Here is a 19,084-nt window from a genome sequence, read left to right as displayed (position 1 = left end):
GGAGGTGAAATAATGGAGCAATTATGGGTATTCTTTCGTGGTACGTATCAAATGATTGAACTTGATAAGCAGTCAAACAACCCTATCACAATTGGCACTAGTATCAATCACACTTTTACTATACCCTCGTCCAATTCAGACGAGCATGTCTACTCGGTACAGCTTCATAACGAGAACTTTCATTTGCAAAAAGATGATGAAGAGAGTATTCCATTGTCTCTCAATAAGCGCTCTACTTTTGAATTAGGTTCTGAAGAAGTTGCCATCATGATAACTCCTAAAGCGAAGAAGCACGTTTACTACATTGATGATCAGCAGGAAGTAACCATTTCGAGGTCCTCATCAGAGATTCAAATGAGGGCTCTTCCTGAAAAAGTTAGCCTTGTTTTAACCCGTGAGAAGAAACATTGGACAATTACAGCTACTAGTCAAACAACCGTTTATCATAATGGTTCGCTCTTACATAGTAAATCACCACTTCAAATCGGTGACATGGTTTTCCTGCCGATGATGACATTGACACTAATAGCTGAGGATATGCTTGAGGTAACAAGTCCAGAGACGTTTGAAACCTCTCTCCCAGAGGCCACGATTCCGTCATCTGAAATGAAGAAGAAATACCCAAACTATCGTCGTACGCCGAGGATGATGTATGAATTACCTGAGGATAAGATTGATCTATCCTTCCCTACTCAAGAATCTGATCGGAATAATCGAAGCCTTTGGATTATTATCCTTCCTCCATTAATGATGCTTATCGTTATGGGGTTAGTAGCGATTCTTATTCCAAGAGGCATTTTTATTCTTATTTCTGTTGTTATGTTTACGACAACACTCGTTACATCGACAGTGCAATATTTTAAAGATAAAAGTCATCAAAAGAAATCAAAAGCACGTAAGAAACGGATATATAAAAGATACCTTGAGGATAAGCGACACGAACTTCATGAATTGGCTCAAAAGCAGAGAAAAGTTCTTACGTTCCACTACCCTAGCTTTGAGCGAATGAAATACTTAACCGAGCAGGTTTCTGACCGTTTATGGGAACGTAGCCTAGAGAGTCCTGACTTCCTTCAATTTCGCTTAGGAACGGGAACGGTACCAGCAAGCTATAAAATATCCGTTAATTCAGCTGACATGTCGACACGAGAAATGGATGAACTATTAGAAGAATCCCAGAACCTGAAGCGAGTATACAATGAACTGCACTCCCTTCCTATTACCGCAGACTTATTCCAGGGAGCAATTGGCCTTATCGGAAAAGAAGCAGTTGTTAAAAATGAACTGCATCAAATCATTGGACAGCTGGCCTTCTTCCATAGCTATCATGACATCCGATTTGTCTTCATCTTTAATGAAGAGGAATACGCCGAATGGGAATGGATGAAATGGTTACCGCACTTGCAAATGCCGGGATCATTTGCAAAAGGGTTTATTTATAATGAGCAAACGCGAGATCAGCTCCTCTCTTCGATCTATGAAATGATTCGAGAACGGGATCTAGAAGAAGATAAAGAAAAGCTACGATTCGCACCACATTATGTGTTTATTATTTCGAATCACAACTTAATCTCGGACCATGTCATTTTGGAGTACTTAGAAAGTGAACATACACATCTTGGTCTTTCAACTATTTTCGTTGCAGAGGCTAAAGAGAGCCTATCAGACAATATCCATACGCTGGTTCGCTATATTAACAAGAGTGAAGGCGATATTCTCATTCAAGAGAAAAAAGCAGCCGAAATTTCATTCGAACTTGATCAGCACAAGCAAAGTGATAATGAACAGTTTTCCCGAATGCTCCGCACGCTGAATCACCAGCGCGGCATAACAAATTCCATTCCTGAGAAAGTATCCTTCCTGCAAATGTTGAATATGGAAGATATTGATGAATTACCAGTTTCACATAATTGGGTGACGAATCAATCATCGAAATCACTTGCAGCACCAGTGGGACTTAAAGGGCGCCAGGATGTTGTGGAATTAAATCTTCATGAGAAAGCTCATGGTCCCCACGGATTACTTGCTGGTACAACTGGATCCGGAAAGAGTGAATTTTTACAAACATATATTCTTTCGCTAGCCGTCCACTACCATCCACATGAAGTGGCATTTCTGTTAATTGACTATAAAGGTGGAGGTATGGCACAGCCATTTAAACAAATCCCTCACTTGTTAGGGACAATTACAAATATAGAAGGTAGCGAAAATTTCAGTACGCGAGCACTCGCTTCCATAAAAAGTGAGTTAAAGAAACGACAAACCATCTTTGATCAGTATGAAGTGAGTCATATTAATGACTATACGGTGCTTTATAAAAATGGCGTAGCGGCTGAACCTATGCCTCATCTCTTTTTAATTTCTGATGAATTTGCTGAGTTAAAAACAGAAGAGCCAGAATTTATTAAAGAGCTTGTCAGTGCTGCACGAATTGGTCGAAGTCTAGGTGTGCATCTCATTCTTGCCACGCAAAAACCTGGTGGCGTAATTGATAATCAGATCTGGAGTAACGCTCGTTTCCGCGTCGCTCTAAAAGTACAAAACGTAGAGGATAGTCGCGAAATTTTAAAGAACGGTGATGCTGCATCACTAACCGTGACAGGTCGGGCATACTTACAGGTTGGGAATAATGAGGTGTACGATTTATTTCAATCGGCCTATAGCCGAGCGACATATATGGAAGACACTTCCGATATGGAAGATGAGGTTGCCTTAGTTACTGATCTTGGTCTCGTTCCTCTGTCAGAGCTATCATCATCAAAAGAAAGTAAGAAAAAGAAGCAAAGTGAAATCGAAGTAATTGTAGATAAAATCGTAGATGTCCAGCAGGAACTTGGACTCAGTAGATTGCCGAGTCCATGGCTTCCACCACTCGAAAAGCGATTGTATCGTCATGATTTTGAATCAGATAAGAAGAAAATCGCCTTTGCCCTGCTGGATGAACCTGAAAAACAAGCACAATCTCCATACGATTATGAATTAATTAAGGATGGCAATGTTGGCATATTTGGCTCATCAGGTTTTGGGAAGACGCAAACCATCTTAACGTTACTTATGAGCATCGCATCAACAAACACGCCGGAAGAAGCGCAATTTTATATACTTGATTTCGGTAACGGTGGTTTATTATCCATTAAGAACTTGCCTCATACAGGAGATTATTTCTTAATAGATGAGGAACGCAAACTAAACAAATTGTTGAAGTTCATTCAGGAAGAATTTACGAAGCGTAAACGACTCTTTCAGCGTGAAGAAGTGAGCTCCATTACGATGTACAATCGTCTAAATGACAAACCTCTTCCTCTTCTCTTTATTACGATCGATAACTATGATCTCGTAAAAGAAGAACTGATGGACCTTGATCCGATCTTCACTCAGTTTGCGCGAGACGGACAGTCGCTCGGTATTTATATGATCTTGAGCGCTACGCGTTTGAACTCAGTTCGTCAGGCACTGATGAATAACCTTAAAACAAAAATTGTCCATTATTTATTAGATAACTCAGAAGCTTACACCGTTCTTGGAAGAATCCCCTTTGCTCCCGAAGCAGTACCGGGTAGAGCCATTATGAAGAAGGAGAAAACACACTTCGGTCAAATAGTGCTACCAACTAGAGGGGAAGATGACTATGAACAGCTAGCTTCATTGAAAGGAGAAGTCCAAATGCTACAAGACAAATACCGTGATGTGAGCAAGCCTGAAGCTATTCCAATGCTACCGACTGATCTTACGTTAAAGACGTTCCATACGTACATTCCAGCTTCGGAATCAAAGAACACTTATCCTATTGGATTGCATGAAGAAACAGTTAAGCCTGTTTCCCTTTCCTTTGCGCAGACTTCCCATTGTCTTGTACTTGGACAGGCCCAGAAAGGTAAAACCAATATCATGCGTCTTCTTACGCAGCAAGCGTTACAGCAAGAAGGTGATCATATTGCCATATTTGATTCAATCGATCGCGGACTTTTTCATCTAAAAGAAGAGGAAAACACGACTTATTTAGAAACAAAAGAACAAATCGAAGAATGGATTGAACAAGTGACAACTGAATTCAAGTCACGTGCAATCACCTATCATGAGAGTATGAATAATGGCCAAACGCTTCCTGAATTCTCAAGAGTTTTCCTCTTTATTGATGGATATGGACGATTTTCCCAAACTCTCGGAAACCTCCTTCAGGATCGAATGACCGCATTAATGAAAAACTATAGCCACCTCGGCTTAAGTATTATCGCATCTGGCAGTAGCAATGAACTAACGAAAGGATACGATCCACTTACGGTCGAATTAAAGCAAATTCGTCAAATTATACTATTAATGAAGAAATCCGATCAAACGCTCATTAATCTACCTTTTGACCGGAAAGAACCCGATATTAAAGCCGGATTTGCTTATTATGTTCAAAGCGAAAAAGCGCAAAAAATCCAGGTTCCACTTGTCCAAATAGAAAGGAAGGTACATGCGTGAAAGAGAAGAAAAGCATCCTTAAACTCATTCTCGTAACAGCGATCATTTTAGTTCTTCCACTCATATACTTTACTTCCATTGGAGAAAATCCAATGAAGAAGAAAGAGAGCGCAACGAAAACCATCGCTGTTATTAATGAAGATACGGGAACAGAAGAAGACGAGGAAGTCGTGAAATTCGGAAATGACGTCCCTCCTATTCTTAAATCAGAATCACAATACAATTGGGAAGTCGTTGGACGTAGTGCCGGAGAAAATGGACTAAACAATCAAAAGTATGATGCCATAGTGTACATCCCGTCAACATTCTCTGAGAAGATTCTAACTTATGATGAAAACCAACCTGAACAAACAAAACTAGAATACACGGTTCAGAATCAACTAAATGCCATCAATAAAGAGAAAGTGTTGCTTGAACTTGAGCAAGCAACAAATCGCGTTAATACGAAGATGTCTTCTCTTTATTGGAACTATGTTTCAAACGATCTCGTCAACATCCAACAAGAGTTTGATCAAATTGTAGAGAAAGAGAAAGCATTCCAGCAAACAATGCTCTCCTTCTATACACCAAGCTCCAAAGACCTTGCTGAGCAAATGGAGCAGCAAGTGTCGATGCTTGCCAATCTTCAATCAACGTCAGAAAATGCTGAGGAACGAGCAGCAGATCAAACAAATACGATGGAAGATTTTCAAGAAAATCTAGCAAACTTTGTTACTTATACGAATGACTATCGTGAGTATCAGCAGAAACAACAAGAAGTTCTTGAACAAATTCAAGCTGATTCAGTCGATTCGATTTCACAGGCAACTGAAATGCCTCAACCGATGTTTATGAACAACAAAGAATTGTTCGAAGGTAAATCTGAGAGCGTTCTTGAAAACATGTCTCAGGTAGAAAATCAGATGATGCAGCAGCAAGAAATGTTTGCTGGTTTAAAAGAACTTCGGTATGACCAGGTTGAGCGCCAGGTTAACGATTTCTATACGCTACAAGAGCGAATTCTTAATTACTATCAGCAGCTAAAAGACTCCATGGTTTTAAATGAACTAGAAGGAGATATCGCCACGCTTAGTAATAAGCTCGGTGATGGAGATGAGATTGTCATTCCCGATGACCCTGAACTACCTGAGGTCCCTGAAGATCCAGAAGAACCCGTTGATCCGGAAGAGCCAGGTGAAGAAGAAGATCCAATGGAAGACCTTACGAAACTTCTAAAGAGCTTACAGGATGAAGAGCCTCCTGTGATCGATGAAGATGGAGAAACAAATGGTCCAACTCCAGTTGATTTAAGTGCAGAACGCAATGAGTTGTTAGCCATCGCACAGGAAATTGTGACGCTACAGGAAACGTTGATTGCGCTCGAGGAACCAAAAGTAGAAGATCTTCAAACCGCATCGACAAAGTTATTAACGCTCAACGATCGGATAAAGCAAACCGAGCAGCAACTTCTAGCCAAAGAAGGCGGCGACAACCCACTTGACGGCGAATTGGAAGAGCTAAAGAAGCTTATCGATACGCTAACTGAAGAGAATAAAAGTTTACTTGTACAAATTGAAGAGTTAACAAAGAAAGTTGAAAAGCTAACAAAAGAAAACGAAACGCTCTCTTCTCAAAAAGAAACGTTAATGGAACAGGTTGATGTATTAAAAGAATCAAATACCGAGTTAAAAGACTTGCTAGTAATGGTATCTGATAAGATTTATCGTATTTCATCCGGCATTCATGAAAAAGAAAATGCGATTCTAGCATCACCTGCTCTATCACAAGCTAGAAAAGATACGCTTTCCGTCTATTTCCAACGTCCGATTAAAGGGGCGAATTTGACGGATGTTCTTCAGTACTATGCATCCCTGGATCGATATGAAGCAACGCTAAGTAGTATGCTTTCTAAAAACAACGTGAAAGACACCGTTCTACAAGACAATGACCTTCGTGAAGAAGTAAATAGCATGTTAGAACTAACCAACAAAGAAGAAGGCCAATGGGACGCGGTTGGAACTCAAGTACCGAAAACGAGCGACGCCCTGACGACGTTACAAGATGATTTCACTGTCTTTTTAGCGGACTACAAAAACGTTCTCGACACACAGCAAGCGAAGTTACTCGAAAGCTTGAATGGGATTGAAGAAGAAGCAGATAACGTTCTAAACCAGATGCAACAAGCTCAGCAACAAACCCCTGATGAAACTACGCAGGGTACGCAAGTCATAAGTAAACATGATCAAGTTAAAAGTCAGATGGGTTCTCTGTATGATTGGGTGGATTCAATTGAAGATAGTCAATCCGAAATTCTTACCTACACAGATGAACTCCAGTCTCGAGTGGCTGAAGTGCAAACAGACGCGAACACACTGAATAATAAGTGGGAGACGAATGTCGCTTCAACCCTTATGATTCGTGATGATGTCTTTAACGTCATGGGGAATGCCTTTGTAGATGGTCGATCAAATGATTACGTCTATGATTTCCTTGCTACCCCAATTGACGTCACCGGTAGCGTCTTTACAGATAAGAAAGATACGAATCTTCCACCTGTTGTGATTTTATTCATTATTCTCTTAAGCAGCTTGTTGATTGGTTATGCAAGCTACTACTTCCAACATGGTCCGTGGTGGTTACAAAGTATCTTATTCTTAATGCTGACAAGTATCGTTGGTCTCGTTATAAGTCTCTACAGCTTATCGATTTACCCTTTAGGAAACGATCGTTCAATGGAATGGACAATCTTTACGATCTTACTTTTATTAAGCTGTGCAGCGTTAATTCGCGTTGCCTTTATGGGACATCATTTATTAGGATGGCTAGTCACAGTTGGCCTCGTTGCCCTGTTTGTGACACCTTTACTTGCACTTTCGACACCGAACTTTAGCTTTACTGATCCAATGTCTCGCGTGTATATGTCTATACAGAACAGTACACAAACGCTCTTTACAGAAGGTGCGATGATTTTAACCGCTATTTTAATTGTCCTGATTAGTATTCAATATGCTTTAAACAAACGGTCATGGACACAAACTAAAGAGGATGAGGCTCATGAAGCCTAAAATTTTCTGTCTTATTACAATGATCTTTCTCTGCTGTCACCTTGTTCCAGTTGCAGTAGAAGCAAATACGGACATAAACGAGTTATTACCGAATGAATATCAAAAAAACAAGTTCAAGAAAAACACTGACTTGATCCATGATTCTTCAAACTCGAAGGAAATGGAAGAGATTTCTGAAGATCAGAAGACGATTTCATTTAACGGGAAAAAAGTTTTTAACCCTGAGAATACCCTAAGTGAATTATTTCTTTCTATGAGTAAAGAAAATAGTACGATTAAAGATAAAGCGGAGAATTTAAACCTTTTCTCTGAGACGGAGACAGCAGCTTTTAAATCGATTAACGAAGAAGATACAGAAACAACGTCATCCTCTTTTCAACTACTGATTGGTATTTTAATTGGTGTGTGCCTCATCGTTCTAATCATGGTGTTAGTGATCTATAATCGATTGTCGTCTTCGAAAAGCTAATCGCTCATCAAAAAAGCTACGGTCTATTTTCTGGACCGTAGCTTTTTAATTTCAAGTATCTACTAGATGTAACCTCTCTTCAATTTCTTTCATCACATAAAATGCTCCATTACTATGGTTAGATCTAACCGCCATGTTATATCCACTCTCTGGGTAATAGGTTGAGTGGAAACTCATTCCCAGATCATGTCCCATTACATGGTATTTTACGATACAGCAGCTCCGAGCGTTTATCCAAACGCCATAACCATAACTTACCCCGTCTTTCAACTCTACATGAGGGCTTAGCGATTGTACGAAATTTTTTATAGTAACAAGGGATTGTGTTTGCCAGAATAATTTCAATAACTAGTACTCAATAAGTGAACTATTATAATAATAAGTTCCTTAACACAACTCATTAGAATAAGTTAGAGTTTGTGAAGTAACTAGTACTTATGAAATAATTTAATAGATAAGCATGTAAAAAGTAATCATGGAACCTCGTTCGTTATTCGTTAGGAATTGAAAACGACACTTAGGAGACTTACACTTATGACCATTATCTTTAGGATTTTATCATCCTTTCTTTCAGCCTTTACTGTGTCACTTATCATAAACACTTTATTGTATCTATTTGACAATACTAGTGCGAGTGCATTCCATTTCTCAGATGCGATGCTTAATGCCTATCTAATGCTTCCATTTTTCCTTTTGATTGGTGTACCGATCTCTATCTTTATTGATTGGTATTTAACTAGAAAGGAACGGAGCCTTTATCGGTATCATTTTCTCGCTTATACACTCGCAGGAATAGTACTTTCTTCTATTTTGCCTATTATTTTCGATAGTGGCAGAGTAGTTGAGTGGCTTGCTACCTTTAGTATTCTCATTGGATGTTCCCTGATTTATTTTCATTACCTGTTACTACTAAAGAAATGGCTTAAGTTCTATAAGAGTATACCGCTCAAATCCTAACTCAATTTCTGAAGTCAGAACTTGAGTTTTTTATTTTAATTTAATTTGGTATTTCACCTTTGTTTTATTGAATCTAACCATATTGCTAGCATTAAACAAAACACACTAGCCTTTCAACGCATTAAAATGCTATAATGACAATATTTTAAATATTAAAACAAAGGAAGGCGTTTTGGTCATGAGGTACGGATTTGCTAAGAGAGTGCAGCATCTTCAATCATCTGCAGTGCGCGATATTTTAAAAATCACGAATAAAGGAGATGTCATTTCGTTTGCGGGAGGTTTACCAGACGACGAACTTTTTCCTGTAGAGGCAGTACAAGATGCATTTTCGAAAACATTTCAATCAGGAGGAAAGGCTTTTCAATACGATGCCACAGAGGGATATGCTCTACTTCGAGAGGTACTTGTTGATCGCATGGACAAGAAAAGCATCGCTTCACGCGTGGATGATATTATGCTTACCACTGGTTCACAACAAGCAATCGACTTATTTGCGCGGGTAATGTTTAACCCCGGAGATATTGTTCTAACAGAAAACCCAACTTATCTTGCAGCAGTACAGGTTTTTCAATCGTATGAAGTGAAAATTATCCCTGTTGATTCGGATGAGCATGGAATGGTACCAGAGGATCTTGATTATAAAATGAAAAAGTATATGCCGAAGTGCGTGTACGTTGTCCCAACCTTCTCAAATCCGATGGGAAAAGTTTGGTCACTTGAACGACGACAACACCTACTTGATACAGCAATAAAAAAGAAAGTGATTATTTTTGAAGATGATCCGTATGGAGAAATCAAGTTCGATGGAACAAAAACATATACTCCTATATCTGCGTTAGACGATGGATCGCACACAGTCTATACGAGTACCTTTTCTAAAACCGTTGTTCCTGCGTTACGAACAGGTTGGATCAAAGGACCTCATCAAATCATCCGCATTATGGCACAAGCAAAGCAAGCGGCTGATTTGCATTCAAACTCTCTTGCTCACCAAGCACTCTATCACCTTTGCACCGACTTTGATTTGAACGGTCACATTCAAAACCTCAGGAGTACATATTTTGAACGAATGAAAGTCATGCAACGATTGCTTGATCAAGCTGATCTACCTGGACTTTCTTATACGGTTCCTAAAGGCGGCATGTTCTTTTGGGTAGAACTACCAGAAGGCATTGATACGACGCTTTTATTAAATACGGCTGTAAAAAAAGGTGCGGCTTATGTACCAGGAGCTCCTTTCTATGTTTCAGATCCGAAGAAAAATACAATGCGTCTCAATTTCACTCATTCCACTCAGGATAAAATAGAGAAAGGAATGGAAATTCTAGTAGACGTCTTTCAAGAGGCTACTCCTATAGAGTACGAAAATATTTAGGGTTAATTCATATGCTAAACGATTGATGAACTCTTTAAATAGTTGAAAACAAGCCTTACCCGAAAACAGTTAAGCGGAAAATCTCCTTTATATTTGAAGTATGTGAAAGGAAATTTATTTCTAAGTTGAAGGTATATAGTATTCACCTCATCTCTAACTACATAAATAATCCAAAAAGAAGTGAACCTGGAGTCTCCCTTCCAGTTCACTTCTTTTTGGCCTAATCATTAATAAGCACCATCAGAATAAGTCAGTTCATAGCTATGAGAATAGATCTCGAAAATATTGCCGAATGGATCTTCCACATAGACCATGCGGTATGGTTTTTCGCCAGGATAGTACTCGCGGATCGGCATACGTTGCTTCCCACCGTGCTCTACGATTTTTTCAACCATTCCTTCGACATCAGGATCCTGAATACAGAAATGGAAAATGCCTGTCTTCCAGTATTCAAAGTTGTTTTCGGGCTTTTCATTTTCTGGAAACTCAAACATTTCAACTCCAATTTTATCTCCTGTTGAGAGATGAGCAATTCGGAACGTATCCCAATTATCTCCAAAGACGTCACGGCACATTTGTCCGATCGGAGAATCATCATTGTGCACATCAGATGGCTCCATCAAAATATACCATCCGAATACTTCCTTATAAAATTTAATAGCTTCTTCAAGATTTGGAACAGATAGTCCGATATGAGAAAAACTTCTTGGATATGGTAACATAGTTTTGAACTCCTCCTTAGTGATTATGTTCTGTCAACACACGTTTATTATACTGAGAACAAAATGATCATGTAAGAACGCACTTTTTTGTGCGATACTAACCAAAAGGTAAGAAAGGAGTCGATCCAACATGACTTCTCCAGTGGATGAAAACGGAAAACTAAAATGCTCGATTGAATACACGTTAAAGAAAATCGGCGGTAAATGGAAAACGGTGATTTTGTGGCACCTTTGTGTGGATGGGAGTTTTCGCTACAATGAATTACGCCAGTTACTACCAGGCGTCACACATAAAGTAATGAGTCAGCAGTTAAAAGAGCTAGAAGAAGAAGGCTTCATCAATCGTAAGCAAGAAAATACCGTTCCACCAAAAGTGGAATATTCGATTACGGAAAAAGGCAAAACGTTGATGCCGATTTTAGAGCAGATGCACTTGTGGGGGACTGAGAATCAAAAATAAAGAGTGCCTGTCACTCCTTACTAACTAGTAAGGAGTGACAGGCACTAGCAATAGATCACCTTATTTTGAAATCTCGTAAATACCTTCTCCACTTGCCACTAATGCTTTTGTAACAACACTCGCAAAAAGGGAGACGTCAATTACACCAGGTATTTCTTTCAGGCGTTTTTCAAGTTGAACACTCTCCTGCCCTTTCTCAAACCAAACATCAATTAAAAAGTTTCCATAATCGGTAACTGTATATCCATCCTTCGCAGAACTTGAACGCACTTCTGCCTTTCCATCCATCTCTCCTACTTTCTTTAGTACAAATGCAAGTGAATCTTGCAAAACCTCCAGTACGACTGGATGCTGATAACTTAATTCCGGAACAACTTTAGAATCATCAACAAGCAAGATATAGTCCTTCGCCATTTGAGCAATGAGCTTTTCGTGCGTGTGAATACCACCGCCGCTCTTTAGTGCATGTAACTTTTCATCAACCTCATCACAACCATCAAATGCAACATCTACTTCCTCAACGGTAATTGTTGGTAGCACTTCCAGGCCCTGATTTACGCATAGATGCTTTGTTTTTAGAGATGGGGTTACGACTTTTACATTTAACTTTTCTTCCTTAATAAAGTCAATTAAATATCCAATTGTACTTCCGCCACCAAGACCGGTGATGGTTTCATCTGTTATGTATTCTAGAGCTGCTTTGGCACATTTCTGTTTCATGTTCATTTTGACACCTTACCTTTTTAGCAGAGTTTAAGCAAAATATAAGCAAGCTTCCTTCGGTTGATTTTATTTTAACAAAGATAAGAAGTGAAAAGTTTAGAAGGACAAGGAAAATAGGAATAATTGACGGGGAACGTCTTTACTCATTCTAATTGCTAGACTAGTTTTTTAACAAAACCCTTATACTCGTCATAATTTTCTTCATAGCGTTATATACTTAAACGGTTTATATAACATTTGAGGAGAGAGGTACTGCAATGAGAATGGGATTATTGTTTCTTAAGTTGGCGGCTCTTTACTTTCTAATCGGAGTTAGTATGGGATTAATTATGGAGATTATAGAGGATCACAGTTTGGCAGGCGCCCACGCTCATATTAATCTGTTAGGTTGGGCTTCCATGGGCTTATTCGGTTTTATCTATATTCTATTCCCCAAAGCTAGTGAAACGCTCTTAGCAAAACTGCATTTCTGGCTTTATAATGTATCACTTCCCTTATTCATGCTTGGACTATCTTTCTTCCTTGTAGGGAATACTTCCCTAACCGTCCTTCTAATGATATTCCCTAACATGCTAGTATTAAGTGTCATCCTGTTTGTTATCAACTTATTTTTGAATGTAAAAGTAGAAGATGTTACTCACCATCTTAAGAAAAGCGAAAATAAAACATTCTAAATTAACATAGCCTTTTTCACACGTCTATGAAAGAAAGCAAAGAAGGCTGCCCCTTATCAGGGACAGCCTTCTTCATCATTTCGTGCTTTTTAAAAAGTCGCGCATATAGTGGTTAACCACTTCCGGTTTCTCGTGATGCGGGGCATGGCTTACGCCTTCCATTCGATGAATTGTAAGATCACTAACATACTCTTCTAACCCGTCCAGATTACTGTTTTCAAAAGCGGGATCTGCATCGCCCCAAATGATTAACGTTGGGGAGTCAAACATTTGATACGGAAGTTCCACTGGCTTTTGTACGTGCTCTTCGAACGGATAAAAAGAAATAGCACGGTAATAATTAAGCATGGACTTCATTGCATCCGGCTGCGTCCACGCCTCTATGTATTTCTCCTCATCCTCTTCGGTTAAATAACCTTTTTTCTTTCCAGGAATCGTCATCATCTTTCTTAATCGCTCTGCATTATTTTCAACCAGCGCTTCATGAGAATCAGGCCGCTGGAAAAATGCCATATAACTACTATCTTCTCTCTGCCCTGGGTTCTCTGCTAGCTCTCGTCTAAATGTATACGGGTGAGGCGCATCGAACATGATTAGTTTGTTCACATATTCAGGTGAGGTATAAGCTAACGTCCAAGCTACCGCTCCGCCCCAGTCATGGGCGACTAAAACGCAGTCCTTCTCCCCAAACGCTTCAATCAACTGTTTTACATCCTCGACTAAAATGGACATATCATATGAAGAAACCCCTTCAGGTTTGTCAGATACGTTGTACCCTCTCATATCAACAGCTACGACGCGATAATCCTTCGAAAACTCTTCCATTTGATGATGCCAGTTGTACCAGAAATAAGGGAAACCATGGAGAAACAGCATCAGTTCGCCTTCTCCTTCTGTTACGTAATGAAGGTTGACATCATTCACTTTCACAAAGCCATCTTTCATCATTTCATCCACCCTTTCTTATAAAGACTTCTAACATCGAGACACTTTACTCCTCTTCTATTTGATGCGCAATTAGGATGTCTCGTTTTCTGGATAAATAGGAAATATAACCTAATAAGAGTGGGATAAAAGTGTGATGAAATTCCTACTAAACAGAGGGAGTACAAATTCAAGGGATCATCGGTCTCTTTCGCTATAACTACCTTACTTCCTAAATATTCTATTTTTGACCCCTCTCATACTTTTAATTGAGGTATAATATTCAACAAAGAATATGAAGGAGGAGATGATTATGTTTTGTCCAAAGTGCGGGACGAAAAACATAGAGAATGCTCGGTTTTGCAGCCAGTGTGGCCACTCTTATACGAGATATCAGCAGAGAAACCGATGGTGGTTGACCGGAATCATCCTTACCTTTTTATTAATGAGCGGTATCTTTATTTATGCTTTCGTTCTTGATAAAGAACAAACGAAAGAAACGATTCAAACCCCAGTCGAAAAAATCGCTGAGTCTACGAAACTAGAAGATGAAAAAGAAGCAAGCGCAACTACCTCACCAAACGTTACTCAGAAAAAAAGTACGACAGAACAGAAAGTTCCTTCCCCTCAAACATCCACAGAAAAAGATAAGAAAGAAATCATACGTGAAACACAAACAAAAGTGTATACCATTTTAACGGAGGATAGTCTCGGGTCTGGCTTCTTGTTTCAGGATAATGGAGCAGTTGTAACCAATGCCCATGTGGTGGCAGGCTATATTGATGTCATCTTGCGCGATCAGGATGGACGAGAAATGAATGGCAAGGTGATTGGCATCTCTAATCAGTATGATGTCGCTCTAATTGAAGTACAGAATTTAAAAGGTACTTCTCCTTTGGAAATGGAAATGAAAGAATCAGAAGTTGGAACAGAAGTAATCGCACTTGGAAGCCCCCAAGGGTTAGAAAACACAGCATCAATCGGATATCTCACCGGGCTTGACCGTTCATTTGAATCCGAATTTCAATACGAAAACGTCTATCAAATCGATGCCCAAGTTTCACCCGGAAGCAGCGGAGGTCCATTGTTAGATGGAAAGACAGGAAAAGTGATCGGCATTAACTCCGCCCTGTTAACGAGCGATGAATCCATCGCCTTCTCAATCCCAATATACACAATGACGGATCTCTTAACGAACTGGTCGCAATCGCCAATGGATGAAAATGAAGTCGCCAGCACCTTTAACTACTACAATGAGGCTTCAGTGTATGATGAATATGCAGAAGAGGAAGAAGACACGTACGATGTTCCATATGATGAAGCAAGCCTCGCTAACTTCATCATCAATTTTAGAGGGAACTATGAAACGGCATTGCGAGATGAAGACTTTGGTTATATTGAAGACCAGCTTTTGTATGACAGTCAGGCATATTATGAAATGGCTAACTACCTTGACGAGATAAGCGGTCAGGGAATGGTCTTTAAATTCACGTTAAATGATGTAACCCATATTGACATGCAGACTGATCAAGCGATCGTGAGCACCTATGAAGTTTTTGATTTTATGAATGCGGCTGGGGAATGGAGCATGTATGAACGAATCAAGGACTATTATGTTGTGACAGATGAATATGGGGATTATAAAATTAAGCATATTGAGATATATCAATGAATTGATGAGGGGTGAGTTGCGCCACACTTCTACTTTTTTCTCGTCTTGCTTACCCCTCCATTAATCGCCCGAGAAATGCATACCTGACAGGGAATAGAGAAACCGATCGGACTAATTTATAGACCGATCGGTTTCATAAGAACATTTTTACTTCGTCGGCTATTTATTATTATTTACTTAGTCATTAAACCAGCAAATGTTAAAGTTTCTTTTCTCTCTAAGCATATAGAGACAAGCAACCTCTTAATTGATTTTGAACCGTTCTCCTAGTAAATAATTTCTAACACCCTTGAATTCCTCTCCAGAAAATTCGCCAGGCGTTTTGAAGACGCTCCTCATGTTCCACTTTCGAATAATAAAAAAGCTGTTCAAACGTGCCATCAAGGAGGCATATATAAGCATCGATTACCTCATCTTGTTCCGCCTGAATGTCTCCTTTTTGCTTCCCTTCTTTTACGATAGCAATCAATACATCCCTTAGTGCTTCCTCTGATTTAATAAATTGTTCATTAAGTGTATCTGTTAATACTAGTGGTGGGAAAAGCATGAACCTCTTAAATAGAAGTCCAAGATCTTCACTTTCAAGATAAGTTGAATGGTCTTTCAACAAGCAATATAACTGCCGATCCGTGGTCATGTTTCGATAATTATGTACTTGCAGTTCTAGAAAATCCCGATAATCTCGATTCACTTTTTGGAGGATAGCAAGAAATAGATCTTCCTTACTATCAAAATGAGCATATAAGGAAGGTTTTTTAATCCCGACACTTTTAGCAATTTTGCTCAATGATGTTCCTTCAAAACCTTTTCTCGCAAACATGGGCAGAGCTGCTCGTTCTATACGTTCACTCATAGGCGACTTGGTAGATGGCATTTACGATCCCTCCTTACATATTTCAGACTTATAAGCTCATTTGTAGCACCATTTACCCCTATTATCTTCTCTTTCATATATAAGATGTAACTTTCATGAATTGCTTCATCACTAGCCCTATACCCACTACTCACTGTGCTCTCGAGCCAACAGAAAAAAATTCCTTATCAAATAAAAATTTACTTTGTTAAATATTTTCTTAACACTTCCAACAACCTTAAATGCTATCATTTAAGGTTTTATCTGTCAAAAGGGTTCAAATGCTTCTTCTAAAACTAGGTTTTCAGTATGGATAATAAGAATGAATAAGATGGTCAGGAAGGTGAATCTGTCGAGGAAATCAAACGCATATATCCACTAAACTGGTTGATCATTCTATTAGGAAATGAAGTAATATTAGCCACTTTCTATATTTATGTACATTTGACAAGGAAATCTAATCATGTAATATTTATTATTAAATACGTTAAGAAAATATTTAACATAATTAATTTTGAATGGAAGGTGAAACAGGAAAGTGAAAGAAGTAAACGATAAAACAACGGATCAACTCCCTTAAGTTTGAGAATTAAATAATCAATATTAAAGAAGAAAGTAAAAAGGAAGCGGGGAGCGAATACGATTTGAATCGAAGCTTAAAAAAGGTTTTAACTTAAAATTTTCTTGAGGTGAAGGTATTTGAGTGAAAAAAAAGGAAATCTACTAAAAATCGGTACATTTGTAGCAGCCATATTGGTGATGTTTATTTATTTAGGAACGACTAGTTCTAATATTAACTGGGGATCATTTATTGCTATGTTAGTATTTTACGGAGTAATCTATTATATTGGGGCATTCATGGCTAGTGGTAAATCTGAGTCTGCATCAGATATGATGGTAGCGAAACGCTCTTTACCACTATGGATTTCAATGTTTACAATGGCTGCAACCTGGGTTGGCGGCGGTTACATATCTGGTACAGCAGAATCAACATATTCACTTGGTTTAGCATGGGCTCAGGCCCCGTGGGGTTATGCGCTAAGTTTAATTATCGGTGGTATCTTCTATGCTAGAAAAATGCGTCGATACGAATTTATGACAATGATTGATCCACTTGAACAGCGATTCGGAAAAAAAGTTGCTGGTGTCTTATATATCCCCGCTCTATTAGGTGAAGTTTTTTGGAGTGGTGCGATCTTAACAGCTTTAGGAACAACTTTTGGAACGATTCTAGGATTAGACTTTCAAACATCTATTATTCTATCAGCTATTATTGCAGTTGCGTATACAGTCGTAGGAGGCATGTGGTCAGTAGCGTTTACAGATGTTTTTCAAATGCTCGCTGTCATGATAGGGCTGTTCTTAGTACTTCCTTTTGCCCTGTCAGAAGTAGGCGGATTAAGTTCGGTTTGGAACCACTATCAATCAGATATGGGGAGCTATGCAAGTCTCTTCCCTCCATTAGACGGGTGGAAAGATCCTGAGTGGGGGAACTATTATTGGAATTGGTGGGACTTTGCTTTGCTACTTATATTCGGTGGTATACCATGGCAGGTCTATTTCCAACGCGTTCTTTCAGCTAAATCGGAGAACACTGCCATGTGGCTTTCAATCATAGCAGGGTTTATCTGTATTATCGCAGCGATACCTGCCGTTATTATCGGTGCTATCGGATTGGATACAGATTGGGCAAGTCTCGGTGTAAACGCACCTGATAATCCATCTATGATCCTTCCTTTTGTCTTACAATATTTAACGCCTGATATTATCGGCGCAATTGGATTGGGAGCTCTTGCCGCAGCCGTAATGTCATCAATGGATTCTTCCATTCTTTCAGCATCTTCCATGGCAGCTTGGAATGTGTATCGACCACTTTTCAAACCTAATGCATCAAGCGATCAACTTAAGAAAATGATTAAGCGCTCGATCATCATGGTTGGAATTGCAGCCACCATCATTGCACTAAATGTTCAAAGTGTTTACGCTTTATGGTATCTTGCTGCAGACCTTGTTTATGTTATTTTATTCCCTCAATTGACAACCGCTTTATTCTTTAAAGATGCGAATAAATATGGTTCGATTGCAGGTTTTATCGTTTCTTTCATACTTCGAATAGGTGGCGGAGAACCAATAATTGGACTCCCAGTCTTCCTGCCATATCCTATGATCGAAGATGGTGTGGTACTGTTCCCATTTCGAACACTTGCAATGGTTGCAGGTTTAGTAACGATTATCGTTGTATCTAAAATAACCAAGAAAATGTGTCCACCTAAACCTCTCTTGATGCCAGCAGAGAGAGAGAACGGTAATGAGAAGATTGCTTCATAGGTCTTAGAATCAGATGATGGTTATGATTTATATCGACTCAATTGTCATTCATAATCTTGATTTAGGATAGTACATTAAGTAGCAAACGGCTTACTTCATTAACTTTAATGAAGTAAGCCGTTTTTTTGTTATTATTCTTCCATTAGTTATTAAATTAGCGATATAAGAGAAGAGTGAATCATCAATAAGGATTAGCACTGGACTTCTAAACAACACATGGTGGCATACAAGATACTTTTCCACTAATTAGGGATAATTCTTCTACTTACAATATTGTTCCTTGAGAGGACCGCTGAAGTGTTGATGCACCTTAAGAGTTACAGACATTTGATTAACTAGAATCGCTAAGTATTCTTCAGATGAACACATCTTAATCAATAGGTGTCTGCTACTACCCACATAACTGGATGACT

General features: G+C 39.0%; 13 protein-coding genes. 9 read left to right on the top strand and 4 right to left on the bottom strand.

The features are described 5' to 3' along the window. Window positions 1-12 precede the first annotated feature (12 nt). The 5 genes from essC to ABVF21_RS12700 all read left to right on the top strand — a co-directional run bounded on the left by essC (window position 13) and on the right by ABVF21_RS12700 (window position 10,315). On the top strand, window positions 13-4,467 hold the full coding sequence (gene essC / locus ABVF21_RS12720) for a type VII secretion protein EssC (RefSeq protein ID WP_371018310.1): 4,455 nt from the start codon (window positions 13-15) through the stop codon (window positions 4,465-4,467). Continuing rightward, entirely contained in the window at window positions 4,464-7,511 is a 3,048-nt protein-coding gene (gene esaA / locus ABVF21_RS12715) for a type VII secretion protein EsaA (protein WP_371018309.1), read from the top strand. Before essC ends, esaA begins: the two co-directional genes overlap by 4 nt. Beyond that, complete coding sequence (gene essA, locus ABVF21_RS12710) at window positions 7,501-7,980, top strand: type VII secretion protein EssA (RefSeq protein WP_303535388.1); 480 nt, start codon at window positions 7,501-7,503, stop codon at window positions 7,978-7,980. Before esaA ends, essA begins: the two co-directional genes overlap by 11 nt. A gap of 534 nt (window positions 7,981-8,514) precedes the next feature. Next, on the top strand, window positions 8,515-8,937 hold the full coding sequence (locus ABVF21_RS12705) for a hypothetical protein (RefSeq protein WP_303535389.1): 423 nt from the start codon (window positions 8,515-8,517) through the stop codon (window positions 8,935-8,937). A gap of 178 nt (window positions 8,938-9,115) precedes the next feature. After that, entirely contained in the window at window positions 9,116-10,315 is a 1,200-nt protein-coding gene (locus tag ABVF21_RS12700; RefSeq protein ID WP_371018308.1) for a PLP-dependent aminotransferase family protein, read from the top strand. 227 nt (window positions 10,316-10,542) lie between these two features. Here the strand turns inward: ABVF21_RS12700 and ABVF21_RS12695 are convergent, their stop codons facing one another. Beyond that, the gene (locus ABVF21_RS12695) at window positions 10,543-11,037 is read right to left on the bottom strand and encodes a lactoylglutathione lyase family protein (RefSeq protein ID WP_303535391.1); all 495 of its coding nucleotides are present in this window, start codon (window positions 11,035-11,037) and stop codon (window positions 10,543-10,545) included. A gap of 130 nt (window positions 11,038-11,167) precedes the next feature. On the opposite strand from ABVF21_RS12695, the gene ABVF21_RS12690 reads away from it, so the two are divergent. Then, window positions 11,168-11,497 carry a winged helix-turn-helix transcriptional regulator gene (locus tag ABVF21_RS12690; protein WP_303535392.1) on the top strand — a complete coding sequence of 110 codons (330 nt, stop codon included), beginning with the start codon at window positions 11,168-11,170 and terminating at the stop codon, window positions 11,495-11,497. A 60-nt stretch (window positions 11,498-11,557) separates the two neighbouring features. Here ABVF21_RS12690 and rpiA read toward each other — a convergent pair whose 3' ends face one another. Beyond that, on the bottom strand, window positions 11,558-12,217 hold the full coding sequence (gene rpiA, locus ABVF21_RS12685; RefSeq protein WP_303535393.1) for a ribose 5-phosphate isomerase A: 660 nt from the start codon (window positions 12,215-12,217) through the stop codon (window positions 11,558-11,560). Between the two features lie 260 nt (window positions 12,218-12,477). On the opposite strand from rpiA, the gene ABVF21_RS12680 reads away from it, so the two are divergent. Continuing rightward, window positions 12,478-12,894 carry a cytochrome-c oxidase gene (locus ABVF21_RS12680; RefSeq protein ID WP_303535394.1) on the top strand — a complete coding sequence of 139 codons (417 nt, stop codon included), beginning with the start codon at window positions 12,478-12,480 and terminating at the stop codon, window positions 12,892-12,894. A gap of 75 nt (window positions 12,895-12,969) precedes the next feature. Here ABVF21_RS12680 and ABVF21_RS12675 read toward each other — a convergent pair whose 3' ends face one another. After that, complete coding sequence (locus ABVF21_RS12675; RefSeq protein WP_371018307.1) at window positions 12,970-13,839, bottom strand: alpha/beta fold hydrolase; 870 nt, start codon at window positions 13,837-13,839, stop codon at window positions 12,970-12,972. Between the two features lie 292 nt (window positions 13,840-14,131). Between ABVF21_RS12675 and ABVF21_RS12670 the strand changes: the two genes are divergently transcribed. Continuing rightward, on the top strand, window positions 14,132-15,490 hold the full coding sequence (locus ABVF21_RS12670; protein ID WP_371018306.1) for a trypsin-like peptidase domain-containing protein: 1,359 nt from the start codon (window positions 14,132-14,134) through the stop codon (window positions 15,488-15,490). A gap of 280 nt (window positions 15,491-15,770) precedes the next feature. Here ABVF21_RS12670 and ABVF21_RS12665 read toward each other — a convergent pair whose 3' ends face one another. After that, the gene (locus ABVF21_RS12665) at window positions 15,771-16,364 is read right to left on the bottom strand and encodes a TetR/AcrR family transcriptional regulator (protein WP_371018305.1); all 594 of its coding nucleotides are present in this window, start codon (window positions 16,362-16,364) and stop codon (window positions 15,771-15,773) included. A 738-nt stretch (window positions 16,365-17,102) separates the two neighbouring features. Between ABVF21_RS12665 and ABVF21_RS12660 the strand changes: the two genes are divergently transcribed. Further along, window positions 17,103-18,671: a sodium:solute symporter family protein gene (locus ABVF21_RS12660; RefSeq protein ID WP_371018373.1), complete on the top strand. Its 1,569-nt coding sequence runs from the start codon at window positions 17,103-17,105 to the stop codon at window positions 18,669-18,671. Window positions 18,672-19,084 lie beyond the last annotated feature (413 nt).

It is taken from the genome of Pseudalkalibacillus sp. JSM 102089 (assembly GCF_041366475.1).
In the GTDB taxonomy this organism is placed as follows: domain Bacteria; phylum Bacillota; class Bacilli; order Bacillales; family Guptibacillaceae; genus Guptibacillus; species Guptibacillus hwajinpoensis_B.
The sequence above is the reverse complement of the archived record's forward strand: the minus strand, read 5'-3'. Positions and strand labels throughout refer to the sequence as shown.

Bases quoted from the DNA above. Each gene is read 5' to 3' on its own strand.
- essC (WP_371018310.1), top strand. From the start codon at position 13: ATGGAGCAATTATGGGTATTCTTTCGTGGTACGTATCAAATGATTGAA.
- essA (WP_303535388.1), top strand. From the start codon at position 7,501: ATGAAGCCTAAAATTTTCTGTCTTATTACAATGATCTTTCTCTGCTGT.
- ABVF21_RS12700 (WP_371018308.1), top strand. From the start codon at position 9,116: ATGAGGTACGGATTTGCTAAGAGAGTGCAGCATCTTCAATCATCTGCA.
- ABVF21_RS12670 (WP_371018306.1), top strand. From the start codon at position 14,132: ATGTTTTGTCCAAAGTGCGGGACGAAAAACATAGAGAATGCTCGGTTT.
- ABVF21_RS12690 (WP_303535392.1), top strand. From the start codon at position 11,168: ATGACTTCTCCAGTGGATGAAAACGGAAAACTAAAATGCTCGATTGAA.
- rpiA (WP_303535393.1), bottom strand. From the start codon at position 12,217: ATGAAACAGAAATGTGCCAAAGCAGCTCTAGAATACATAACAGATGAA.
- ABVF21_RS12675 (WP_371018307.1), bottom strand. From the start codon at position 13,839: ATGAAAGATGGCTTTGTGAAAGTGAATGATGTCAACCTTCATTACGTA.
- ABVF21_RS12680 (WP_303535394.1), top strand. From the start codon at position 12,478: ATGAGAATGGGATTATTGTTTCTTAAGTTGGCGGCTCTTTACTTTCTA.
- ABVF21_RS12660 (WP_371018373.1), top strand. From the start codon at position 17,103: ATGTTTATTTATTTAGGAACGACTAGTTCTAATATTAACTGGGGATCA.
- ABVF21_RS12705 (WP_303535389.1), top strand. From the start codon at position 8,515: ATGACCATTATCTTTAGGATTTTATCATCCTTTCTTTCAGCCTTTACT.
- ABVF21_RS12695 (WP_303535391.1), bottom strand. From the start codon at position 11,037: ATGTTACCATATCCAAGAAGTTTTTCTCATATCGGACTATCTGTTCCA.
- ABVF21_RS12665 (WP_371018305.1), bottom strand. From the start codon at position 16,364: ATGCCATCTACCAAGTCGCCTATGAGTGAACGTATAGAACGAGCAGCT.